This is a genomic window from Congzhengia minquanensis (genome assembly GCF_014384785.1).
Taxonomy (GTDB): Bacteria; Bacillota; Clostridia; order UBA1381; family UBA9506; genus Congzhengia; species Congzhengia minquanensis.
The window spans coordinates 277,428-303,400 of the sequence record NZ_JACRSU010000003.1; the positions used below are offsets into that span (position 1 = coordinate 277,428).

Annotated in this window: 11 protein-coding genes; 8 read left to right on the forward strand and 3 right to left on the reverse strand. The window is 43.4% G+C overall.

Annotation, left to right across the window (positions count from 1 at the left end):
• Window positions 1-114: 114 nt before the first annotated feature.
• The 3 genes from H8698_RS09150 to H8698_RS09160 all read right to left on the reverse strand — a co-directional run bounded on the left by H8698_RS09150 (window position 115) and on the right by H8698_RS09160 (window position 5,215).
• On the reverse strand, window positions 115-864 hold the full coding sequence (locus tag H8698_RS09150) for a phosphotransferase family protein (protein ID WP_177677789.1): 750 nt from the start codon (window positions 862-864) through the stop codon (window positions 115-117).
• Window positions 864-3,473 (reverse strand): bifunctional acetaldehyde-CoA/alcohol dehydrogenase, encoded by a 2,610-nt coding sequence (gene adhE / locus H8698_RS09155; RefSeq protein WP_249313028.1) that lies wholly within the window; start codon window positions 3,471-3,473, stop codon window positions 864-866. Before adhE ends, H8698_RS09150 begins: the two co-directional genes overlap by 1 nt.
• A 176-nt stretch (window positions 3,474-3,649) precedes the next feature.
• Complete coding sequence (locus tag H8698_RS09160; protein ID WP_249313031.1) at window positions 3,650-5,215, reverse strand: response regulator transcription factor; 1,566 nt, start codon at window positions 5,213-5,215, stop codon at window positions 3,650-3,652.
• A gap of 196 nt (window positions 5,216-5,411) precedes the next feature.
• Between H8698_RS09160 and bglB the strand changes: the two genes are divergently transcribed.
• From bglB to H8698_RS09200, 8 genes are all read left to right on the forward strand, one after another.
• Window positions 5,412-6,455, forward strand: a complete 1,044-nt coding sequence (gene bglB, locus H8698_RS09165; protein ID WP_249313034.1) for a beta-galactosidase BglB — start codon at window positions 5,412-5,414, stop codon at window positions 6,453-6,455.
• A 32-nt stretch (window positions 6,456-6,487) separates the two neighbouring features.
• Complete coding sequence (locus H8698_RS09170; RefSeq protein ID WP_177677780.1) at window positions 6,488-8,239, forward strand: hypothetical protein; 1,752 nt, start codon at window positions 6,488-6,490, stop codon at window positions 8,237-8,239.
• Window positions 8,236-11,055: a hypothetical protein gene (locus H8698_RS09175; protein WP_249313037.1), complete on the forward strand. Its 2,820-nt coding sequence runs from the start codon at window positions 8,236-8,238 to the stop codon at window positions 11,053-11,055. Before H8698_RS09170 ends, H8698_RS09175 begins: the two co-directional genes overlap by 4 nt.
• Window positions 11,056-11,080: 25 nt before the next feature.
• Window positions 11,081-12,832 carry an S-layer homology domain-containing protein gene (locus H8698_RS09180; protein ID WP_177677776.1) on the forward strand — a complete coding sequence of 584 codons (1,752 nt, stop codon included), beginning with the start codon at window positions 11,081-11,083 and terminating at the stop codon, window positions 12,830-12,832.
• On the forward strand, window positions 12,832-17,052 hold the full coding sequence (locus H8698_RS09185) for an S-layer homology domain-containing protein (protein WP_249313040.1): 4,221 nt from the start codon (window positions 12,832-12,834) through the stop codon (window positions 17,050-17,052). The genes H8698_RS09180 and H8698_RS09185 overlap by 1 nt, the downstream gene beginning before the upstream one ends.
• A 36-nt stretch (window positions 17,053-17,088) precedes the next feature.
• Window positions 17,089-20,943: a carbohydrate binding domain-containing protein gene (locus H8698_RS09190; RefSeq protein ID WP_249313043.1), complete on the forward strand. Its 3,855-nt coding sequence runs from the start codon at window positions 17,089-17,091 to the stop codon at window positions 20,941-20,943.
• A gap of 14 nt (window positions 20,944-20,957) precedes the next feature.
• Window positions 20,958-23,405: a carbohydrate binding domain-containing protein gene (locus H8698_RS13420; RefSeq protein ID WP_249313047.1), complete on the forward strand. Its 2,448-nt coding sequence runs from the start codon at window positions 20,958-20,960 to the stop codon at window positions 23,403-23,405.
• 129 nt (window positions 23,406-23,534) lie between these two features.
• Complete coding sequence (locus tag H8698_RS09200; RefSeq protein WP_177679649.1) at window positions 23,535-25,961, forward strand: carbohydrate binding domain-containing protein; 2,427 nt, start codon at window positions 23,535-23,537, stop codon at window positions 25,959-25,961.
• Window positions 25,962-25,973: the final 12 nt, after the last annotated feature.

A 25,973-nucleotide genomic window follows, 5' to 3' on the forward strand; every position in this document is an offset into this window, starting at 1 on the left:
TTTCGCACAATTTTATATAATATCACATTTTTATGAAAAAAACAATAACAATTCGGTTAAACAATAAAAAAACTTCCCGGAAGGATTGCATTCCGGGAAGTTTTTAAGTTTTACTTATTCATACTCCACAACGTCTGTCCAATGGGTTAAAAACGCGCGTTCTTCTGGTTTTCCTTTCACTAACTGGGACGCTGCGACAATGGGAATCCATTTCTGCACATACTGCTTTGCTGTATCGCTTTTTTTACAGAACAAATCCAAATATTTTTCCGCTGTTTTGTCATCGCCGGACAGGCAGAACAAAAGATAGGTTCTTGCCGCGTCTGCACTGGCGTTGCCCTGGGTTGCGTGAGACCAGTCTAACACATAAGGCGTGCCGTTTTTATCCACAATAATGTTGCTTGGGTTAAAATCGCCGTGACAGACCTTTGTGTGTTTGGGCATGCCCTCCAGCCTTGCATGAAGCTCATAACGGGTAGTTGCGTCCAAATCGGTTTCCGAAATTTTGCGCTTCATCTTATCCTTCAATTTTGTTAAAAGAGGTGCTGTTTTTCCATGAATTTCAAGCTGAAGATCAACAAAAAGGTTTAAATATTCATCCAGTTTTTCAGGATGCTTTTTCATAAGGGAGGCCAGCGTTTCCCCTTCAATGAAGTCCATCACTAAGGCCCACTTACCGTCGGTTTTTGTAACCTCCAAAAGCTTCGGTATATTTAATCCGGTTTCCTCCACACGGGCTTGGTTCAGCGCCTCGTTCAATACGTCAGCCTTCGAAAATTCCTCGTTAAACACCTTAACCGATTTGTCGCCGTCACGGTAAATTGTTTTAGTAGGTCTTACTGCAATTACATTTTCAAAATTCATTATCTTTCACCTCCATAATATGCGTTCAGGTATAATTCCTTAATTTCGCTCATCAGCGGATATCTGGGGTTTGCGCCGGTGCACTGGTCGTCAAATGCCTGTTCTACCATTTCGTCCAGCCGGTCTAAAAAGTCTTTTTCATCAATGCCATATTCTTTAATGGTCTTTTTAATTCCAACCAATTCTTTTAAATCGTCAATTGCCTTAATCAGGTTTTCGGTTTTTTCTTCGTCCGTCTTGCCCTTAAGGCCCAGCGCATCTGCAATCTGAGCATATCGTGCTAAGGTGTGCGGATGGTCATACTGCGAGAACGTACCCATTTTTGTGGGCGCCTCACTTGCATTAAAGCGGATAACTTCATCAATCATCAAAGCGTTTGCAACACCGTGAGGCAGATGGTGGAATGCGCCAAGCTTGTGTGCCATAGAGTGGCAAATGCCCAAAAATGCGTTTGCGAATGCCATGCCGGCCATGGTTGCAGCGTTTGCCATTTTTTCTCTTGCTTCCACGTCTGTCTGACCGTTTTCATATGCTTTCGGCAGATATTCAAAAATAACTTTCAGAGCCTGAATTGCCAACCCGTCGGTATAATCCGTAGCCATGATAGAAACATAAGCCTCTAAGGCATGGGTAACTGCGTCAATACCCGATGCGGCTGTTAAGCCCTTGGGAGCTGACATATGAAGGTCTGTGTCGATAATTGCCATGTTCGGCATCAGCGCATAGTCAGCCAGAGGATATTTAACGCCGGTTGATTCGTCAGTGATAACGGCAAACGGCGTCACTTCAGAGCCTGTGCCGGCAGAGGTGGGGACAGCAATGAAATATGCTTTTTCACCCATTTTCGGGAACGTGTAAATACGCTTTCTGATGTCTACAAAGCGCATTGCCATATCCATGAAGTCCGCTTCCGGGTGTTCATACATCACCCACATGATTTTCGCGGCATCCATTGCAGAACCGCCGCCCAGCGCAATAATGGTGTCCGGCTGGAATGCGCGCATCTGCACGGTTCCGGCTTTGGCGCAAGCTAAAGTCGGGTCGGGAGCTACGTCAAAGAACGTGGTGTGGGCAATGCCCATCTCGTCTAACTTATCGGTAATCGGTTTTGTGTAACCGTTCTGGTAAAGGAACGAGTCTGTTACGATAAATGCCCTCTTTTTGCCCATGACGTTTTTCAATTCATCTAAAGCAACCGGCAGGCAGCCCTTCTTTAAATAAACCTTTTCAGGCGCTCTAAACCAAAGCATGTTCTCCCTTCTTTCTGCAACAGTTTTGATATTCAAAAGGTGCTTTACACCGACATTTTCCGAAACAGAGTTGCCGCCCCACGAGCCGCAGCCCAGGGTGAGGGAAGGCGCAAGCTTAAAGTTGTAAAGGTCTCCGATGCCGCCGTGGGAAGAAGGTGTGTTTACCAAAATGCGGCAGGTTTTCATTCTAAAAGCAAATTGGTTAATTTTTTCTGTTTCCTTCACAGTATCTACATAAAGAGAGGAGGTGTGGCCATAGCCACCGTCAGCAATGAGCTGTTCTGCTTTTGCCAGAGCATCGTCAAAGTCCTTGGCTTTATACATTGCCAAAACAGGGGAAAGCTTTTCGTGAGCAAATTCTTCAGAAATGTCCACCGAAGTTACTTCGCCGATAAGAATTTTTGTGTCTTCCGGAACATCAACACCGGAAAGAGCGGCAATGGTGTGTGCTTTCTGACCAACAATTTTGGCGTTTAATGCGCCGTTTATAATAATGGTTTTCCGAACCTTTTCTGTTTCCTCTTTATCCAGGAAATAACAGCCACGGCGGGTAAATTCTTTTTTAACGGCGTCATAAATATTTTTCATAACAATCACGCTTTGCTCCGAGGCACAAATCATTCCGTTGTCAAAAGTTTTAGAATGGATAATAGAGTTTACTGCCAAAAGCAGATCGGCCGAGTCGTCAATAATGGCCGGTGTGTTGCCCGCACCAACACCGATTGCAGGTTTTCCGCTTGAATATGCCGCTTTTACCATGCCCGGTCCGCCGGTTGCTAAAATAATGTCTGCCTCTTTCATAACCGTGTTGGTTAAATCCAACGAGGGAACGTCAATCCAGCTGATAATTCCCTCCGGAGCGCCAGCCGCTACGGCTGCATCTAATACTACCTTTGCCGCAGCAATGGTAGATTTTTTTGCTCTGGGATGGGGGCTGATAATAATTGCGTTTCTGGTTTTCAGCGCAATCAGCGTTTTAAAAATCGCTGTTGATGTGGGGTTCGTGGTAGGAATAACAGCCGCTACCACGCCGATGGGTTCTGCAACCTTTTTAATGCCATAGGATTTGTCTTCTTCGATAATTCCGCAGGTTTTTGTGTCCTTATAGGCGTTGTAAATATATTCCGCCGCATAGTGGTTTTTAATAACCTTGTCTTCCACAATGCCCATGCCCGTTTCCTCCACAGCCATTTTGGCGAGGGGAATTCTGGCCTTGTCGGCAGCTGTGGCAGCCGCCAGGAATATTTTGTCAACCTGTTCCTGAGTGTAGCCGGCAAAAACTGTTTGAACGTTTCTTAATCTTTTCAGTTCTGTTTCCAACGCTTCCACGCTGTCAATGATTGGTTTTGTTTCATTCATGATAGAACCTCCCACTATAGTATATTGTTAAATTTTTAACAACCTGTTTAAATTTATTTTAGCACGAATTTTTCTTTTTGTCAATATATAAAATAAATTGTTCAAAATCTTTGTATATATCCAATAATCCAGCGCATATAAAGCGTAACAAAGCTGTAATTTTGGCCAAATAAACATTATGCGCCTGTTGACTTTGCGGCCTCGCCGTTTGCAAATTCGCTGGGAGTCAGGCCGGTTACTGCCTTAAACTGGGCGGCAAAATATTTGCTGTTTTTATAACCGGTCATAATGCTGATTTCATATATTTTATATTTGCCGGTTATCAGCAGCTCCTTTGCTTTTTTTACCCTGAGCTCTATTAAATAGTCCCTGAAATTAAAGCCGGTGTGCAGCTTGAAAAAGCGCGAAAAATAAGAAGGATTTAAGTTTAAATATTTTGCCACGTCCTCTAAAGATAAGTCCCGGGCAAAATTGTTTTGAATATATTCCACGGCACGTTTCACGGTGCTGGAAGAAGCGGTCAGATTGCTTTTTCCGGCCTCCCGGCAAACCATAAAAAGCACGTTGGTGCAAATATTTTGCGCTGTGGCGCCGTTTGCTTCGGAAAGGGAACGCATCATGCGTTTGAATTCTGCGTTTTCTTTTAAATGCGGCGCCATATTCTGCATGGAAATTTCACAGAATTCGGACAGTGCATCTGAAAGCACATTTTCGGCCGACTGGGAAAGAAGCCGCACAATATAGTTTAAATGCTCCTTAAGACGGGGCGTTTTATCCAAAATTGCAGAAATTACTACGTTTTTATACATATCAAGCAGTAACGCATGATTTTCCTTCGTGCTGTCAATTGCCTCGACGTTCATGTTGCTGTTGCTTAAAATCGGTGTTGTGATGTGGTCGATAAAATCGTGAAAGGACATAAAATGCCGGCCAATATGCCAATTGACCGTAAGCCCGATCATGGTCTTTAAATTGTGCTCGGTATTGGTGAGGTGCAGGCGCAAGGTATTAATAAAATTGGTGGCGTCGCTGGTCTCCGCCAGAGCAACATAAAAAATTTCTCCGTTTGTGAACATGATATTCTGAATTTCAAAGCTTTTATTTTCAGGCCGCAGAAAGTTGCCCACGGCAACCAAAAACCGCTCCTTGTCGTAATTCCAGCGGTTTGTCATATATTCATTGTAATTGGGGATAGCAATCCAGAACGGGCAGTATATGCAGGAATGATTGCCTAAACTCAGCTCTTTGGCCTTTTTCTGAATATTTTCTCTGCCGGTGATGTTCCCCATAAAAATGTCTGTCAAAAACTGTTTTCTTGCAGAAACAATAAGCTGATCAAATAATCTATCACGCTTTTTCTGAGTCGCCTGCCGGTCCAGCAAGCCCTTAATCCCTGTCAGCGCCGCAGTAAGCTCAGAGTCATCTCCAGGGCAGACAATGCCAGAAACGCCTTGGGAAACAGCGGATTTTGCCAGCTCAAAATCCGTTCTGTCGGTATACAGTAAAATTTTAATATCCGGAAAGCGGCTGTGAATGTTTTTCACAATATCTAAGTTCTTTTCTTTTGATGGAGGTAAATCGGTAATTACCAAATTTGGGCGCGTTCTGGCCACTGCGTCTGACGCGCGCTTATTATATAAATAGGAAGAAACTACGGTAAAGCCTAAATTGCTTTCGGAAATTGCATACTTCAAGTGCGCAATTGCTTCAGGTTTGCTGTTAATAATAATCGTTTTATACATAAATAAACCACCTGTTTTACGGCTGTTTTTATCAATATCACAAGTATATCATACTTTTTTTCAAATATCAATAGAAAAGGTACGTTTTATTTACTAAATTCATAGTGTTGTAAAAATTTTGGGCTTGAAGTGGTGAATGATTTATGGCATAATATATCATATATCATAAACTACAAGTCAAAGTGGGGACCTACGCATGAAGGAAATACTTAAAAAAGTTGCAGATAACATGACTGCAATTAAAAATCAGGGCATTGAAGAAGAATGTCCCATTGGAATTATCGACATTGAAAACTGGGAGTGGCCGCAAGGGGTTGGAATGTATGGCATGTATAAGTATTACAAGGAACTTGGCGATACATCATACCGCGATTTTTTAATAAAATGGTATGATAAAAATATCGCAAAAGGTCTTCCCGAACGAAATGTCAACACCATGTGTCCGATGCTGACACTGGCGCATTTGGCCGAGGAAACCGGCAGAAAGGATTATTTAGACCTTTGCACCGAGTGGGCAGAATGGGTTATGAACGAAATGCCGAGAACGGAAGGCGGCGGAATTCAGCATATCGTCAGCGGTGGGGAAAACCACAACCAGGTTTGGATTGACACGCTGTTTATGACAGTGCTGTTCTTAGCCAAAATGGGACTGTTGCTTGACAGAAAAGAATATATAGAAGAAGCAAAGTTCCAGTTCCTGTTCCATATTAAATATCTGGCTGATAAAAAAACTGGATTTTGGTTCCACGGCTGGACATTTGACGGCAGACACAACTTTGCCGATGCGCTTTGGGCTAGAGGTAACTGCTGGTATACTGCAGGTTCGGTAGAGTTCATTGAAATGCTTGGCCTTGAGGGTTCTTTAAAAGAATACCTTTTAAACACGCTTGTGTTCCAGGTTGAGGCGCTGGCAAAAACCCAGGACGAAAGCGGCGGCTGGCACACACTTTTAGACGATCAAAGTTCCTATTTGGAAGCTTCTGCGACAGCCGGTTTTGGTTACGGTATTTTAAAAGCCGTTCGGCTGGGTTACATAGATGAAAAATATAAAGTTGTCGGCGAAAAGGCTTTGAAATATGTGATTGATAACATTGCAGAGGACGGAGAAGTGCAGAACGTATCCTACGGAACGGGAATGGGCGCGACCTTGGAGGACTACCGGGTAATCCCAATTTGTCCCATGACATATGGTCAATCTTTGGCGCTTCTGATTTTGACAGAGGGCGTACGATTAAAATAAACGGAACTTGACTGCGAGGAAGTGTATAACTGATGTATGAAGATTTTTTAGAAATTGGCGTAGAAGAAAAACATAAACGGTTTGACCCTGAGGCAGGCATGATTATGCAGCATGTGGCCCCTTGGAACGGGGGTTCCGGCGGATACCACACAAGAATTTCAGGGGATTTGCACAGCCCAACAGAGAACTCTGCATTTGCAGACCATGTGTTTTTCTTAAGAAAAGAAGAGTATTATGAAGAGGCAAAATCGGTTCTTTGGGGCCTGATTAAATATCAGGACAACCGCGAAGACTCCAAAACCTACGGTTTGTGGCCTTACTATATTGAAGAAGACTGCGACCACATGATAGCGCCTGACTATAACATGGCGGATTTTAATGCAAAGCACTTTGCATACATATTAAAAAGAAGAAGCGACTGTTTAGATGACGAGCTTCGCGCCGCTTTATCCGAATCGCTGATGAAAGCGGCAATTTGCAGCATCAGAAGAAATGTTTCCCCAGACTACACAAATATCAGCCTGATGAGCTTAAACACCATTATCAACGCTGGAGAAATTTCGGGCAACAAGGAGTTTTTAGAACGGGGAAAGGAACGGCTCAGAAAGGTGCATGAATATAACGCTTTCTGCGGCTGTTTCAGCGAGTATAACAGTTCGACCTATTCTCCGCTGGCAATCGAAGAAATTTCCATGATGCTGGAACTGTTTGAAGATGAAGAATGTGTAAAAATGGCCAAGGATCTGAATGTTATCGCGTGGGAAATGCTTTTAAGCCATTACCACCGGAACTTAAAGCAGGTTTCGCCGCCGCAGATGCGTTGTTATCACAACTTTGAGGGAAGTAAGCTCGAAGAAATGATATATCTAGGAACCAAAGGAGCGTTTGGCAGTATTGACAAAGCAAACCCTAAGTATCCTGCAATGCTGCAGATTCCGCCGGTTTGCCCGGAAGAGGTGGTTGAAAAATATTTAAAGAAGCCTTTTGAGCCGACATTTATTGACCAGACATTTTATAAGAAAAACAATTTCAGAACGCCGGATGAAGACACGGTTATCATTCGGAATATTGACAGTCCGGACTTAAAAGCATTCACCTATATGGCGGAGGAGTACGCCATGGGAGCCTTTGAAAAGACAGATATGTGGACACAGCGCAGGTCTTCAATGGTTTACTGGGGTGAAGGGCAGCAAGCCACATGCATGTTTTTAAGATGTATGAATTACGATTATGACTACTGCTCGGGAATGGTTTATACCAACCAGTACCGCAACGTAATGCTTTCGCATACCGGATTTGTTACAGACAGAGGAGATTTCCACTACATCTTAGACAAAACGAAAGACGGTCTGCTTACAACAAAAAAGCTGTTTTATAAATTTGAGTTTGACGGCGACTGTGACAACATAAAAGTTGAACAAAATGGCGGAAGGTTTACAGTAAAAGACAAGGGAATTACCATTGAAATAAACATTACAGAAGCGGTGTTCGACGGCAAGCCCATGAAGCTGTGCTACAATGAAACAGATAAATGCATTGAAGCTGTTTGCTTTGACACCGAGCGCACCATTGATTTTAAAAATTTAAAGTCCGATTGCCATATGGTGTTCACGCTGGCGGTTAACACAGCCTGCCCCAAACCTGTTACGGCAAAAGACGAAACAGAACAGCTTTTAAAATCAGAACTTACCATGGATGGTAAAACATTAACATTATGTTCACCATATATTCCTGTCGGTTACGACAGCGCAATAGAAAAAACAAAGACGGAGGGACGAGAATGAGTAATTTAAGACGAATAGTATCAACTGTTTTGATACTAGCAATGATTGCGGCTTCAGGAGTATTCACCCTCGGAGTTTTCGCGGAAGCGGAAAGCAATGCAAACGATCCTATGGTTTCAGATGTTACCCTGAACGACGAGGATACGGTCATTGCTGAAAAGCTTACAACATTCGGCATCATCGACGCAGTCGGTGACGAAGATCTCGTGAAATATCTGACAAGAGCAGATATGATTGGGATTTTGATGAAGTACTTAAAGTTAGACGGAACAACCACAAGTGCAGACACGACACCATTTTTAGATGTAAGCGTGTTTGACCCGCAGATTGGCGCTTACAGCATGCTGTTTAAAGCTGGCTACATTGCTGGTGATGACAACAAAATGTATCGCCCGAATGATCTGTTGACCTACAATGAGGCGGTAACACTCATTGTAAACGCAATGGGATACAAAATGTTTGCCGTAAGAAACGGCGGCTATCCGGAAGGATACCTCTACACGGCAAACAAATACGGTTTATTAAGCGGCCTGAGAGGAAACGGGCAGAACCCCATTCCTTACTGTGACCTTTACAGGATTATGGAAGGCAGCTTAGACGCCGATGCAGTTGTTCAGCGCTATTTTGGTGCTGACGGCGAAGGAGAGTTTGAACTCCAAAAGGATGTTTCAGTGCTGGAAGAAATTTATGGCATTAAAGAAATTAAAGGTGTGGTAACAGGTAACGAAAACACCAGACTGCTCTCCTCAAATTCCCAGCTGATTGACATGAATCAGATTGAAATTGAAAATGTCATTTATGACACGCCGGATCTGGTATATGCAGATTATCTGGGCAGAAGGGTAATCGCTTATGCGGAGGAAAACGACCAGAAAGAATATGAAATCATTTATATGGAACTCGATGGAAATAAAAACCGTGAATTCGAGGTTCAGGCAGATGATTTACTGATTGACGAAACAACGTCTTCAAGAATTTATTATGAAGATGAGAATTTTAAAGAGAAACACATCAATGTAGACGCTGCAAATCTTTCTGTTATTTATAACGGCAAGAGCCGCACCGGTTACGGTCAGTTGAAAAACACACTGCCGAAAAGCGGCTATATTGTAGGTGTTGACAACACAGGCGATGACGCTGTTGATGTTTTATTCGTTTATGAATTTAAAAATATTGTAGTTGGCACAATAGATCTCTACAATTATAAATTCTATGATAAATATACAAATGAAGCAACGATTATTGACCCGGATAAGGATGATGTCCGCATTTATAATGCCGGCGGCAAATCTATGCGTGTTGGAGACATTCTTGCAGACGATATTCTTACCATTATGGAAACCGATAATGATAAAGGTTACAAGCTTATTACCGTTTATGACGAAAGAAAGTCACTGGAAGGCACTGTAGAAGAAATCACCAGCGATAACAAATATTTAATTGACGGTGAATATTACGAGCTCGCCTATAACCTTGACGGTTATATTGAAAACGGTGAACTGCCTCCGTTAAAGGCTGGAACAACTGCAACTTTCTATCTCGACCATGAAGGAAAGCTTGCAAATTATGAACGCGGCACAGCTACAACTGCAATTTATGGTTTTGTAGCAGGCGTTGATACAAAAGGTTCTATATCCAGCAGACTTACTTTGAAGATCTTTACACAGGATGCGACCTGGGTTACGGCTGAAACGGTTGACAAAGTGAATGTTGATGGTGAAAGATATTCTGTTGGCACAGATGAGGGCCGGAAACAGGCGCTTGCAGCAATTCCTGTAGGTGAAGTTGTTCTGTTTACCATGAGCGGCGACAAAATCAACTACATCGATACGGCAAGAATTAACAGAGGCAACCCCTCAAAATACAGCGATACCGGCAATTTGAATGAAATTGCTGCCGGCAGCGAATTTGAGCACAGAAATGGAATGTGTAACGAAAAAGGAGACGGATCGCTGAACAAATTCGTTGTAAAATCCGGAAACTGCATTATTTTCTCCACACCGGCGCACGACGAACTTTTAGACAATCTGGAAGATTATTCTGTTACTACCAGCCTTGCGAAAAACTACTATACCGTAGGTGCCGGTCAGTATAACCAGGTTGTAACAGATGGATATTTTGTCTATAACACCGGAGAAGACGACATTAACGTGGCAAGCTGTATCCTTCTGAGGGGATCGAAATCCGCAGGTGCAAGCTCTCTTGGAAAATCTTCGGCTTTTGTGGTTGTAACAAAAATCAGTTCCGCAATTAATGATGAGGGCGAAATGCGCACAAAATTATATTACGATCAAAATGGTTCTGAATTAAGCAACCTGTTGAAGGATGACGATAAAGTGGACTACTCCTATGACCGTGCAGGCGCAGCGCAGCCGACCCAGAAGAAATTCAGTGAAATCGGATTAAAGATTGGCGACGTCATTCAGCTTGCAACGGACGAAAAGGGATATATCACAGCAATCAATGTTGCCTACCGTATTGATCCAAACAGTACATTAAAGACGGAGGCTTGGTTGAAAGGCCAGCAATATTCTCTGTCCTTTGGTAACTACAATGGTGAGGGCGCAGCCAGCGGAATTGTGAAAAAAGTGAACGCAACCGACAAAATTTTGCAGTTCTCTGTAACAACGGAAACGGATGGTGTTGAAAAAGTTTACAATATTGGCACAGGCAGCGCAGGCGTTTCTATTTACAGACAGGATTTGGAAAAAGCGGAATCTGCAAACCTTGCAGCACTGATGGAGGGCGATTTGGTCCTTATCAGAAGCTCCACAGGCTTCGCAGCAACTGCTGCTCAGATTTTGGTAATCAGATAAGGCTGCGGCCTGAAAGGAGGACGACATGATTAAAAGAATTACAAGCTTCATTTTATCAATGCTTTTAGTGCTTGTTCCGGCAGCTTTTGTAAGCGCCGAGGATACAGTTGAGACCACTGTTGACATTCAGGTTTATACGCTGAATGTGACAGTGAAAACCTCAATCAACAGCGGCAACCTTACACTGAAAGTGTATCCGCTTGCATATGACGAAACAAGTAAAACCTATTCAATCGTAGACGCAGAACATCCTATTTATGTGGATCAGGCAAGCAATCCTACGGCTGAAGGAGCATTGTATGTATATCAGTTTAACCCGTTCAACTTTAAAGAGTCCCAAGAAACAGGGCAATATAGAGCGGTTATTAACAAGAACTACACCTATGATTTTGAATTTGTAAATAAGCAGGACAAAATTGATTTCTATAACCAGTTGTCTGCCGCATCTGCCGGCGCAATTGAGGGATTGCTCAAGAACGGTTTAGCTGACGGTGTGATTGACTTCGATTTAGGAAACTATTTTGAATATCCAGCAGAGGTAAAAACAAATATCAACGAAGCGCTTGTAAATTTGGATTTGCCAAGCCTCGGTAGCAACCCTTCTGACGACTTGGTAAAAAGCTTTGAAGCTATTTTAAAACCGGAATTTGCACGGCTGTTAAAAGTTGCTGAATTTGTAACCGCAGCAGAGGCAGAATTTGATGAGGCAGTTCAGGCAAATGCAAAAGAATTGGGATTAGACCTGAATTTTTATGGTGATACAAAGCTTGGTCTAGACCCGAAAAATGTTTATAAACGTTTAAAGAGTCTTACCATCGAAAGCTTTGCCGCACAGGACGTTCAGTATGCGTTCGATACAGCTGTTTTGCTTGACATGTTAGATGAGGCAGACTATGGCGCGGTTACAGAAGCACTCGATTATTATGACGGCGGCTGCATTAACCTTGACAAGTCTGTTGTTAAGGGCTTTACAGAATCGCAGCTGAATGAGGTTAGCCGCTTAATGAAACAGCACGCTTCTGAAATTAACAGCGCTGAAGACATTGAAAGCGCATATGAAACGTATGCAGACCAGGTAGCAGGCGAGGATGACGATAACAACAGCTCATCCGGCGGAGGAAGTTCCAGCAGCGGTGGCAGCGGTAGTAACAGAAGACCGTCTACCGGCTCCGGCTCAACGATTACGGATGATAACAAAGACGATAACAACGATGTAACTTATGATACAAACTTCTCTGACTTAGGCGACGCCGCATGGGCTGAAAGCAGCGTGAAATATCTTGCATCTAAAGGTATTATCAGCGGAAAAGGCGACGGCAGGTTCTATCCGAACGATACCGTTACCAGAGAAGAATTTGTAAAAATTATTGTAGAGGCATTTAAAATTTACAGCAATACAGCAACCGTTGAATTTGAAGATGTTGATTCCGGCAGATGGAGCTATGGCTATATCGCTTCTGCTTACAGGGCAGGTATTATAGCTGGAAACAGCGATACCACATTTAATCCCGCAGGCGAAATGACCAGACAGGACATGGCGGTTATTATGTACCGTGTAGCAAATCTTGTTGGTCTGGGCTTAAATAGCGCTGATGTGACATTTGCTGATGGAGCAGACATTGCGGATTATGCAAAAGAAGCTGTTGGTGCACTCTGCAGCGCAGGCATTATCAACGGAACGGGCGATAACTGCTTCTCACCGCTTGAGACGGTTACACGTGCTCAGGCAGCGAAAATTGCTTACGAGTTGATGAATGCAATTGGAGGTGCGAATTAATGAAGAAAAAGTTAACGTGTTTGGTTTTAGCTTTATCCCTTTGCTTAACAGCAATGCAGGCATTTGCTATAAAAAGAGGAGACGGCGTTTCTACAACTGGAACAAACATCATTTCGTTTGGTTCCTTTAATAAAGAAGACGATGTAAAGAAAATGAAGGTTAGCGGTGCAACTGTATCCTTTGTCGATACAGGCGCAACGAACAAGGGCGGCGCTTTGAAAGTAAACGTAACGTCCGCCTGGGGATATGCATATGTTGAGGTTCCCTGTGTAGTTGGAGAAACCTTTGATATTTCGTTCTATGCAAAAATTGATAACGGCTCTGATACCCTTGAAATGATACCGATGTTGGGTGGTGGCTGGGATAACTCGATTTTAAAATCGTCTTATAACAGTCAATGGACAAAATATACCTGTACGTATACCTGCGACGGTCTTGACTACCAGGGAAATTCAAACACATCTGCAATCCGGTTGTTTAACTGCCGGCGTGGCCCCGGTAATGTGTCCACTACCTATTATTTGGACGAATTGACAGTGGTTCCCCACGGCAATGTGGAATATGACTGGAGCGAGATGACCACGGGCGTTTCGAAGGACGTAATTCCTGCAGATACAGGCTTTGCGACACCGCAGCCTGTTGTTGAGGCATCCTTTAACGATACAAAAGGTCACTGGGCTGAAAGCACCATTAACCTGTTGGCTGCAAGCAGCTATGTGCAGGGCATGGGAGATGGTTCCTATTCGCCGGAGAACAATGTAACAAGGGCACAGTTCATTACAATGGCAATGAACATTCTGCGCTTAGATGGTTCTGGCTATAAAGGCATATATAAAGATGTACAGTCTTCTGACTGGTATGCAAAAGACATTCAAACGGCAACTGACATTGGTTTAATCGACCCGCTGATGACAGTGGGGGGGACCTTTAAACCAAACCAACCGATTACCAGGGAAGAAGCAGCATCTGTATTAGTGAAAATTGCAGCGATGCGTGCAGAAAAGCCTGACACACAGGTTGCTTCCTTTGCAGATGACGGTTCCATCACCAACTGGGCAAAAGACGCAGTTTATAATGCTGCTGAGTATGGTCTTATAAAAGGTTATCCGGATGGCTCTTTTGGCCCTCTCAAAGGAATTACGAGAGCAGAAGCAGCATCCATGATCTTCAGACTTGTTGAACTTTCCAGCAGATTTGCAGTTTATGTAGACGGCGAAAACGGCGACGACCAGAACAATGGTACGATTGACGCCCCTGTTGCTACGATTGACGGTGCAAGAAAGCTGGTTCAGCCGTTCCTTAAAAACATGCAGAACCACATCTATGTTTTTGTTAAGGAAGGCAGATATGTATTAAGCACTGACGTACAATGGGGCGTGGAAGATTCAGGCTGCAACGGCTTTAGCGTCATTTACACCTCTTTAGGAGACGAAGAGCCTGTTATTTCAATGGGTAAAGACTATTCCGGCTTCCAGCTTTACGATAGTGATAAAAATATTTACAGAACCTTTATCGGCGTTGGCACAAATACAAGACAGGTATATATCAATGGTGTGCGCGGCGTGCGTGCGAGAAACGAAATTAATGTAAACGGTGCTATCACAAATCCTGTTATGTATGAAGCAGATTCTTACTATATCTGTGATGATGTAGAGTTTGCAGACTTTACGAACCAGGGCGACATTGAGCTGGTATATTTCGAACAGTGGACCAACCCTCGTGTTCGCGTTAAGAATATTGAGAGAACAGCAGACGGCAAAGCGAAAATCAACATGGTTCCCGAATCTTGGAAAAATGGCCGCAGCTCCGGTAATACACCTACTTCCATCCCGGTTTATGTTGAAAATGCTTACGAACTGTTAGATTCTCCCGGCGAATGGTATATGAACAAGGCAGACGGCTACCTTTATTACATGCCGAGAGAATATGAAGACCCGGCAACAATGGTTGCGGCTGTTCCTGTTGGCGAACGTGCCTTTACAATTGCCGGCGACTCGGCAGACAAAAAGGTTCATAACCTGAAATTTAACAACTTGGCATTTGAGTATATCACATGGTTGTGGCCTAGCACGGCGGCAAATGCTTACCGTGACGGTCAGGGCAACCACATGACCGGTTATGCCGGCGACGGAAGGCTGACCGGCGGTAAAGAAGACGCAGCCGTAATTGTTGCAGACGCTGCATATATCGACATTACCAACTGTACGTTCTCTAAGCTTGGTGCGGCAGGTTTAAACTTTAGACAAATCTTCCAGAACTGTAATGTAATCGGAAACCATTTCTATGATATTTCCGGTTCTGGCATGAATATTGGTGTTGCTAATGCCGAAAGCGATTTTGGTAAATACTTTAAACCGACCGAATATAAAAACTACAGAATTTACAACAAGTTTAACAATAACTTTATTCACGACGTCAGCATTGACTACTTGTCCGCTGTTGGCATCAATGCGTCTGTGGGATTAAAAGAAACAGAAATATTCCACAATGAAATTTATAACGTAAACTACTCCGGTATGCACGTTGGCTGGGGTTGGGCAAGCTATGCAGGCAGTGGTACAGGAACCCACAATCTGGATATCAACTACAACTATGTCCATGATACGTCTAACAGTTACGTTTACGACGCGGGCAGCGTATATCTGTTGGGTGCAACAGGCGGTTCAGAGGGTGACTACAACGAACTGAACTACAACTACTTTGAAAACCACAGAAACTCCTATGGTGCGGCGTACCCTGACGAAGGTTCAACCTGGTGGGAAATCACCGGAAACGTAATCGACTTAAAAGAACTCAAAGAGTGGCCCAGAAAGAATAACGCAATGGCGCCGAGATGGCTGCATATTCATATTAACACAATTATTAATAACTATATCCATGATAACTATTCAACCACAGGAGAATATTTGAATAACTCGCCCAACAACAAGTTTGAACAGGCGCAGATTTATGAAGATGCTGAGTGGCCGGAAGAAGCACAGAAGATCATGGACAATGCCGGTCTGGAACCGCAGTATCTTGAGGTATATCCCGACAGCATTCAGCGTTTAAGAATTCTGAACGAGGATAAAAAATATTACATTAAGTCCGGCGACACCCTTCAGATGGATGTTGTTGGATATAAGCGTAAGCTGAACGAGGTTAAGATTCCAAATGATCAGCTGAATTACTATTCAACAAACAACAAGGTTGCAACGGTTGATGAAAACGGTGTAATTAAAGGCGTTGGCGCAGGTAAATGTGCAATTTATGTTGAATACCTTGATAAGGACGTTATTAGAAGACAATATTTTGAAATTGTTTGCGACGATGTTATCACTGAAATTGTATCAAATGTATCGTCATTAAACGTTTTAGAAGGATATGAAGTTTCTTTAGCAGCAGAAGGCAAAACACGGTTTGGAAACACCGTTGCAATTGACGAGGCAGAATATTCTGTTGAAGATTCGTCAGTTGTATCTGTATCGAACGACGGTAAGGTTAAAGGTCTTAAAAAAGGCTCAACAGTTGTGAAAGCAGTTTACACGGCAGATGGAATTTCGCTGGAGAAGGAATATCCGGTTTCTGTAATCTCCTATGTAACAGATGAAACGCTGGATTACCTGAACACCAGCACGAAGTTAGGAACCGGCCACGGATTCTTTGCCCCGAACTCATGGAACCACGGTACAAGCGCAGCAGAAGGCGGCGGTATTAAGGTTTCGTCTGAACAACCTGCTTACTACATGAAACGAATCGGCAATGAGCTGATCAGTTTCGATATGACGATTAATCCCGAAGGTCACACTTGGCCGTCGTTCGCAATCAGAAATGCACGCCCGATGGAGGATTACACAAGCTCCGATACGTACATGATGGGCTTCAAGAAAGACATTGTTGAAGTGCAGAGATTTAACAACGGTAAGCGTACCATGATTTTTGGCGGCGCAGAATTTTCACCAGTAGGTGGTCCTGGTTATCCGAACAAGTTAGAAAATGGCGACACCATGGTTGAGTATGGGAAGCGTTACAGCATTACCGTTGGTGCCCTTGATGAAGAAAACGGTGTAAGACTTGTTCTGATTGTTAATGACAAACCAATTTTCGATTTCGTAGATACAGCAGAAGGATATATTAAAGGAGACGGATTGTTCGGTCTTTATCCTTCAAAAACAGGTAACTTCGTTCTGCAGCCGTATACGGGCTTGAAATTTACAGAAGAACAAAGAACAGGCAAATAATTTAAAGGCGGAATTTAAATATTTAGGAGAGAGCGTATGAAAAGAAGCTTATCCATTCTTATGGCGCTCATATTGACTGTTACGTTGCTGCCGAGCCTGAGCTCGGCAGTGGCGGACACCGCCGCTGAAAAAGCGCCTCAGCATGTGGCGCAGGATTTTGAAAACGGCTGGGATTCATCAGTGGGCACGTTATCATCAAATAGTTCTGCTGAATGGACCGACATGGACACGTGCGGCGAAAGCCAAGGCTCTTTAGAATTTTCGACAACGCAAAATTATGGCGCACTGTCGTTTCCACTGCGCACGGAGACCGGAAATCTATACGAAATTTCGCTCTGGGTCAGGATGAATGAAACGCCAAAAACACAAAATGCCACATTTATCGTTTACAATCCGGCAGTTGACGGGAACGGTAAGCTGTGGAACCAGTTTACGGCCCATCACAATGAAGATTTTGAAGCTGGTAAATGGGTTTTGGTCACTGCTGTTTATGAACCTACAGGCACAGGCACCAGAATGCCGAACGGAATCAAAGAAAATGCTGAAACACTTCCAGATGGAACCGTTGAGTTTCGGCTGGGCAGCGGAATTCCCAGTGAAGTAATGGAAAGCGGCACAATTTCGTTTGCAATGGACGATTTTTTTGTAATGCCGAAAGTTAACAATCAGCGAAACGACGCTGAGCTTATTGAAAACGGCGGATTCGATACAGAAGCAGCTTTTCAAGAGTCTTGGGAAAAAAGCGGCACGGCCAATATTACCTACTTGGAAGAGGGCGCCTGCGGAACCCCGGGTGCAATGCAGATAGATGTAATCAGCACATGGGGCACCATGGGGACAAAGAATCATATTGACCTACAGTTCTGCAGGGATTATAAGCTTTCGTTTTGGGCTAAGGCCATGAATGAAGAAAGTGTCGGCCGGGATATGTGGGCATATTTGGTATACAGCGGCGACCGTGATGTTGGCAACTGGGACCATATTACAAACGGTTCAAATCCAACGCTTTCAGATGAATGGCAATACTTTGAGTATAACATCAGTTTAAATTATATTGTAGAGAAAGTGCCCGACATCAGGCTTTTTTTCCGTGCAGGAACCAATATTGAACTAAACGATGGACTGAGGCCAAGTTATGCGGTGGATCAGGTTTCATTAAAGCAGATTGATGACGCTAATTTTAGCATAAATGCTGAGATTTTTGGTTCAATGACAAGTGAAACGGGTGTTTTAATTCAGCTTTCATTTATAGAAAGCACGAAGGGAAGCTTTGTTTATAGAATTGTAAGGGAAACAGACCGTGGCGACTACTGCTTAAAATCAGGCAATACGAAAGAGACAATTTTGACTTTAGAGCATGACGGCAGCTTAACCGACAGCAAAGTCCGGCTGGACGTAATTGGTATTGATTCATATGGAAATTACAGCAAGTTCTATTCCAGCTATATAGATGAATCTCTCCCGCAGGATACGGTTACGCTGCAGCCGGATCAGTATCTATGGAATGATGATGTGAAGACCTTAAGCGCAACAGTGTCTTATCAGAATAAAACCGATGCAAAGGGAATTAGAACCATCGCGGCCATTTATGCAGCGAATGGCGTATTGCTTCGAACCAATGAGGAAACTGTCCGGATTGACGCTGGTGTAGAAAAGACATGGTCGGTGACGATCAATGCGGAACCTAATGCAGCAAAAGTCCGCTTTTTTGCTTGGTTCGATGAAACAATGGCACCAGCAACATATCAGTGTGAGCTGAAAAAAACTACGACCGGAGCGTTCATTTATGTTGACAGCAACAGTGCGGCAACTGTGGAAGATGGCTCTTTCAATGCTCCTTTTAAAACATTGAATAACGCAAGAGAAACGTTGCAGAGTACACTTCTAAATTCCACTGAGGAAAACATTTATGTTGTCTTTCAACCCGGCGAATATGTTCCGGAAAACCACAATGCTTTTGTGTTCACACCGGAGGACTGCTCAGCGGAAAAAAATGTAATTTTTACATCGCTTAGCGGTGAAAAAGCGAAAATTACCGGTGCAAGACACATTGCTGGATTTTCTGTTTATGACGCTAAAAAGGGCATATACAGAGCAAAGGTTCCTGTTGGAACCAATTCCAGGCAGCTTTATGTAAATGGCATTAAAGCCACGAGGGCACGAAGCGTTGAGGATATAAAAGGGTTTACCAATTTAGACCAGGGGACAAAAGACGATCCATTTAATAATTTAGGACTGATTTCAACGGATACGTCATTTTTAGATTACAAATATCCAAACGAACTAGAACTGGCCTTTATCGAGAATTGGCGTCACCAGTATATTATGGTTGATACAATTTCTCCCACGGAAGACGGCCAGGTGCATTTTGGCTTCACTGACAATGGAAACGCAGCAAAGTGGAAATCAATTACAAGGCTCAACACGCCGGCAAAACTCCCTGTTTACGTTGAAAATGCGCTGGAACTGCTGGACGAGGAAGGCGAATGGTATTTAGATACACATGAAAATTTTGTGTATTACAAACCCAGATATTTTGAAGATATGCAAACCGCAGATGTTGTGATTCCTGCTATGGAAAAGCTTGTTAACATAACAGGAACAGTTGATGCACCTCTGCAAAATATCCGGTTTGAAAATATTGACTTTGAATATTCCACATGGAATTATCCAACGGAAAACCGCGCCTTTTTAAACGGGCAGAACGCAACATATTCAAACGGTACGGGTGGCATGTTGATGGATGGCGCTGTAGAGCTGAAAAATGTAAAAAACATTACCTTTGACAACTGCGATTTTTCCCGTCTCGGTTCCATTGCGTTAAAAATGACCGGGGCAGTTCAAAATTGCAGCGTAATTGGCAATGAGTTTTATGAGCTTTCCGGCACGGCTATCGCGTTGGGGGATGTATCATCAAACGAATGGAATGTTCGTTATCCCACCGAAAAGAAATATTATATTACAGATAACTTGATTGCAAATAACTATATCCATAAGGTGGCAACCGACTATTACTCAGCAGCCGCAGTCAGCGCTGGGTTTCCGAAAAACACCGTGATAAGGAACAACGAGCTGACCGACGGTTCCTACAGCGGAATGCATACCGGCTGGGGCTGGGGAAGTACTGCACCTTCAGGAACAGAAAATTTTGTAGTTGAGAAAAATTATATTCACGATTTTATGAATTGGCGGCTATTTGACGGGGGCGGAATTTATACGCTGGGTAACACCGGGGGAACGGCAGAAAATCCCAACTTAATTCACCGGAATTACTTTAAAGACATAAAAAACCTCAATGGGGATATCTATCCTGATGAGGGCTCCACATTCTGGAAAGTGTCTGAAAATGTAGTCGACCAGAAGAACTATCCGATCCATTATGCCAAGGAAACATCTTCGGCGGCAGTCACTTGGCTGCATATTTGGACGTCAAGCATACATGATATTTATGTAGAAAATAACTTTAGTACGACATCGACACACAGAAACAACGGAACCAATATTTCGTATGAAGAACCACATGTTTTTGCGGATGCGAACTGGCCGGAAGAAGCGCTTTGTATTATTCGCGAGTCTGGGATAGAAAAGCCGTATCAAAACCGGTTTCATTTCGACTTGCAAATGTTGAAACTACCCAGAAAGCTGGAGATTTCAAAAGGTACTACGCAAACAATCGCTTACAGCGCTATTACATCAAAAGATAAGCTGTGCGACCTTTCGGATTTTGAGGTTAGGGTGAAAACCAACAATCCCGACGTGGTAACGGCAACCGCGAACACTGTTACTGGGGTAGCAGAGGGAAAGGGTTGGATTACGCTTGCGCTGTGCAGAAATGTCGATGGAAAGACACAGTATTATGACGAACACACATTTTGTGTGATCGTAAAATAAGGAGGTAAAAACTGGTGAAAAAATTTGTATCTATAACAATTGTACTTACTATGCTACTGTCTGTTTTTTATTGCTTTCCCGCAGAGGCCAGAGTATATGAGGATTACCCATATATTTACCTGGATTTTGAAGATCAGGATGCAACCAACCAGTTGAAAGCAAACGGCGTTATTACAAACTCCGTTCCTAACAGCTGGAAAGCTGGTGGCGCTAACGGTACCAATGGTTGTCTTACGTTTACGGAGGAGGGTGCTTGGGCCAATAACGCATATCCTTTAAAACGGCCTCTTAAGGTTGGGGAACACTACAGGGTTTCCCTTTGGGTAAGGCTGAACAATGTTGAAGATTTAATGGGGGCTAACCCTAAAATTGCTTTAATTTTCTATACAAAGTCAGAAACTGGCGGTACGGCACATAAATTTGTTTACCCTACGGGGGAAATTAAGCCTGGCGGCGAATGGGTTCACTGTACTGGTGATTTCATTTGGGATGGTATTGCAAATGATGAGAGCAAGAATTCTACACCTCAGCCAATTGACCCGGCTGCCCCTGTAGATATGCGTGTGCGAATTATTAATGGCGGCAATACTTTAAGAACGTATTTGGCCGATAAGGACAGATTAGGATCAAGCTTTCAATTAAAATATGACATGGATGACATTGTTCTTGAGCCGGAAGTTAACGGCAAAACCGTAGTGTATGACGACAGCTATCTAGTGGCAGCGGACTTTGAAGATGGCTCCGTAGGGGGATTAAGCGGTATTAAGTCAGTTCAGGACGACCCTGAGCGCGGCGGAAAAGTTGCCCTTGTACAATCACCAATCGGATCGTTCAACAGTCTTGAAGCAAAGAATAATTACCTGAAATTTAACCATTTGTACAAAATTTCCTGCTGGGTTAAGAGAACGGACGACTATTGCGAATTTGGCGGTCAAAAGTCGCAGGTTGCTTGTATCAACATGGCTCAGAACAGGATGGATACAACCAACATTTCGCCAACAACAAAGTATCCAACCTATACGAAAGGCGGCCTTGAGCAAAACAAATGGACATATTATGAGTATTACTTGAAATATGATGTAAAAACATTTGATGGTGCAGGAGCATGGACCGGTATTCGTGTTGGTAACGGTGCAGCGTCGAAGGATGCAGGGCAGACAGGTGAAATTGGGTTAGAAGGCGTAACCTATTATGTAGACGATTTTCTAATTCAGGACCTCGGTTTTGTTCAGAACGGAGATTTTGAACATGATCAGTCGGAAATTTACCGTATTGATGCAAAGGGAGTAACGCAAAAGACAGACACCGTATTTGGCTGGCTGCCGGAGCAGGCAACATCTTCAATTTCCACTGACGTACGCAGCACAGCAGACGACCCGAAAACAGAATCCACGCAGAGCATGTCGGTTAACATTTCGACCGATGGAGGACGTGTATATCAGGGCATTAACTTTGAAAACAACAAAAAGTATAAACTTTCGTTTTGGGCAAAAGGCCTTGACATGGCAGAAGGTGAGGAAAAGCCAATTTCTGTTGTTCTGGACAGAAAGGTTGACACCGTAGGGAAACAGGACGTTTATCAAGTGGAGGATTATGAAACCCTGAGAGACGATAAATGGACGCTGACCGGCGAATGGAAAAAGTATGAATGTGACTTTGAACCGAAATATGTAGCAGGGTCAACACCGGATGCAAACGTAATTCCTAGGACGCCGTTTATGTATATAGATGTAGACGGCAACAAAGCAGGAACAAAGTTCCTGGTAGACGATATCACGTTTGAAGATGCGGACGCCATAATTGTGGAACCGGAAGTGAACCCGTATCCGCGTCTTGAAAACGTTGAATTAGTATCCGGAGATGCAGTGTCCGGCGCGACGGTACAAATTGACTATGAATTTGTATCAGAAGTGGAAGAAATGATGGAGGGCGAATCAGTAGTTCGTGCGCTCATATCAGAAGACGGAAAAAACTGGGGCTGCATTGGGCAGTCGGCAACGTTCGGCAGAGTGTTATACACAATACCGGATATCGCCATAGGCAAACAGCTGAAGTTAGAGATTGCGCCAATGGATGAAGTGTATCAGATGGGCGAAATCGCAACGGTGGAGCTTGGCGAAGTGAAAAAAGCCTTTGAAATCGTTCCGGAGATAAGCAATTGGAACGAAGAAACAGGCGAGGTTGCGGCAAGTGTATTCATAGAAAACAACCTGTCGTCGCTGGGGAACCAGGAGATAGTAGTAATATTGGCGCTGTATGATGACAATAACACATTAATCAGCACGACGGTGAAACCTGAAATCATTACAGAGCAATATTCGGAAACAATCAAGGTAAGCGCAATCAGCACAGCATCGGCAACCAAAGCGAAGTTATATGTCTGGAGCGGAACATCGCTCGCAGACGCTGGTGAAAAAAGCTATTGTGAAGCCATTTCTTTTGATAAAAACGCAGTGGGTTAATCTTAATTTAAAACATATATTTCTTTCCGCCGCAAAAGCGGCGGAAAGAAAACTATGTATTTTGATAAGTACACTTTTTTAAAAGTGTACTTATCAGGGTATATAAATCAAAAAACGGGAGGGGTCAAAATGAAAAGGGTCATTTCACTGTCATTGACGCTGGCTGTAATATTTTCTTTAGTAGGTATTTTGCCGGCGGAAGCAAAGCTTTATGCGGATTATCCATTTGTTTATGAGCCGTTTGAGGAAGATAATCTTGCAAACCAGCAGGTTGAAGGGTTAATATCCAGCGGCGGCGGAACTTCCTTTAAATGGTCGGCAGACGGCGCCGGCGGAAGCAAGGGAAGCATAAGTGTTACAGAAACGGGAAATTATTCCCATATGCACTTTCCGATAAATAGTACCAGCATGATGATAGGGCAGAAAATTCGTTATTCCTGCTGGATTAAACCGGTAGATATTGATTTCAACAATAAAAAAGTTGACTTTTATATCTACGGGAGTAGCGAAAAAGGAACAACAGGCTGGAATACGGCCTCGGTTAGCAACGTTGCTTTAAAACAGGGTGAATGGGCATATGTTCAAACTGAAAAGGTTTGGGACGGCTCTTTGTATAACAACAATGCGGTAGCGACAGAGGGAAGTATGAATTTCAGCTGTGATTTAACAAAAAATATGCACATTGAAATTCGTGTCGGTAGCGGTGAAACTGCAAAAGAGGTGCCGAAGGACTCGGGAAAAACATCTCTGACCTATCTGCTTGACGATGTGATTGTAGAGCCGGTTAATGATAAAAGCGAAAGTGCCTCAACCTCAGAAAATGGGTTATATAAAGGCAGCGCTTTGGATGAACAGGCAGACACTTCTGCATGGCAGAAAGAAGGCACCGGGCCGGTACTGGAAATGGCAAACGAAAAGGGACCAGATGGTTCGCCCAATTATATGATTGTTCGCGGTCCTGACAGCGGAGAAAAAGTCTGGATGGAAATCAAACAGAAGGTTGCTGTAGAAAGTAACCATCTTTATAAAGTAAAGTTTTGGGCAAAAATTAATTCAGCTGATAAAGGCGGTTTTTGGTTCCTGGGCTGGACAGGCGCAAACAAGCTTGATTTTCCGCAATATGCAGGGCGGTCTGATACTTCTGCGCTGACGAAAGAGTGGAAATATTTCGAGTTTTATATGTTTGCCGACCACAAGGCTGTTGAAAAACAGACAGTAAACTGGGGCATCCGTTTCTTTGATACGCCGGCGAATCAGCATATCACGCATGCAAATGCAAGCTATTCTATAGACTCTTTTGACATTGTAGATATGGGTGTTGTTGCAAACGGCGATTTTGAAACCTCCAGTCTTCCTGAGGGAGTTTATTTTAAAGAGGGCAAGGCAAATACAGATTATTATAAGCAATCGGCTGTTCCGTTCTGGTTTGAAAACGGAGCGAAAGTAACACAGTCGAATGAAGTAAGGCCGATCAGCACATATCCGGAAGGTGAAACGGCATATTCTACAAAATCCATGTTGGTTAATACAACATCGCAGGGTGGGTATGCATTTCAGCCAATTAATATAGCAAACCAAGTGCAGTATAAAATTTCGTTTTGGGCAAAGGGAAATAATTTAGCTGAGAATCAGCCCATTCAGCTTCGGCTTGACCGAACGGTTGACAGCAAGGAAGCAATGGATGCCTATGAGGTACCAGACGAAGAAATTTTAGACGAGGGCGCTGTGCTTACCAATGATTGGGAAAAGTATGAATTCATTTATTCGCCTGATTTTACGGCAGATGTAAAGCCGGCATCTAATGTTATACCGAGGCTGCCGTATCTGAATTTGGTTGTGGGAGAAAACGCAGCAGGAATCAGCTACTTTTTAGACGATTTAAAAATTGAGGAATATGATCCGAATTCTGACCCTGATGCTGACAAATATCAATTCCCTTACGCAAAGGACGTTTCGTTTTCCGGCGACGAAGCAGCGGGAACAACAATGACGGTGGATTATGAATTTGTTAGTGACCGAAAGGAATGCATGGAGGGCGGTTCTGTTGTCCGTCTTTTAAAAAAGGCTGGTGACGGCTGGGTTACGCTTGCTATGAATGAAACAAATTGGACAAATGCAGAAATTGACATACCAAATGATGCAGCTGGCTGTGATATTAAAATTGAGTTTGTTCCCATTGATGAAGACGGGTTATTTGGTACCGTTTATTCCTATGAAATTCATAACGTTAAAAAGGCGTTTGACGTAACACCCTCGTTTACAAAATGGGACGAAACAACCGGCGAGATTGCAACGTCGACACATATTGAGAACAACTCGTATTCGCTGGGTGAACAGTACATGGTGTTAATTCTGGCCCAGTATGATAAAAACGGCGCGATGGTTCGGGTTGATTCAAAGCCGGTTAAGGTGAATGTTGGCTTTTCAGAGAACGTTGCGTTCAGCACAGTTGCGGCGGCAGATGCGAAAAGTGCATGCATGTTTGTGTGGAGCGGCACAACAATCGAAGATGCCGGCGAACGGGTATATTCCGACAGTGTAAGCTATACAAAATGATATAAAAATGAT

What these genes read in the sequence shown, in the direction of transcription:
- H8698_RS09150 (WP_177677789.1), bottom strand. Translation starts at nt 864, where the DNA reads ATGAATTTTGAAAATGTAATTGCAGTAAGACCTACTAAAACAATTTAC.
- adhE (WP_249313028.1), bottom strand. Translation starts at nt 3,473, where the DNA reads ATGAATGAAACAAAACCAATCATTGACAGCGTGGAAGCGTTGGAAACA.
- H8698_RS09160 (WP_249313031.1), bottom strand. Translation starts at nt 5,215, where the DNA reads ATGTATAAAACGATTATTATTAACAGCAAACCTGAAGCAATTGCGCAC.
- bglB (WP_249313034.1), top strand. Translation starts at nt 5,412, where the DNA reads ATGAAGGAAATACTTAAAAAAGTTGCAGATAACATGACTGCAATTAAA.
- H8698_RS09170 (WP_177677780.1), top strand. Translation starts at nt 6,488, where the DNA reads ATGTATGAAGATTTTTTAGAAATTGGCGTAGAAGAAAAACATAAACGG.
- H8698_RS09175 (WP_249313037.1), top strand. Translation starts at nt 8,236, where the DNA reads ATGAGTAATTTAAGACGAATAGTATCAACTGTTTTGATACTAGCAATG.
- H8698_RS09180 (WP_177677776.1), top strand. Translation starts at nt 11,081, where the DNA reads ATGATTAAAAGAATTACAAGCTTCATTTTATCAATGCTTTTAGTGCTT.
- H8698_RS09185 (WP_249313040.1), top strand. Translation starts at nt 12,832, where the DNA reads ATGAAGAAAAAGTTAACGTGTTTGGTTTTAGCTTTATCCCTTTGCTTA.
- H8698_RS09190 (WP_249313043.1), top strand. Translation starts at nt 17,089, where the DNA reads ATGAAAAGAAGCTTATCCATTCTTATGGCGCTCATATTGACTGTTACG.
- H8698_RS09200 (WP_177679649.1), top strand. Translation starts at nt 23,535, where the DNA reads ATGAAAAGGGTCATTTCACTGTCATTGACGCTGGCTGTAATATTTTCT.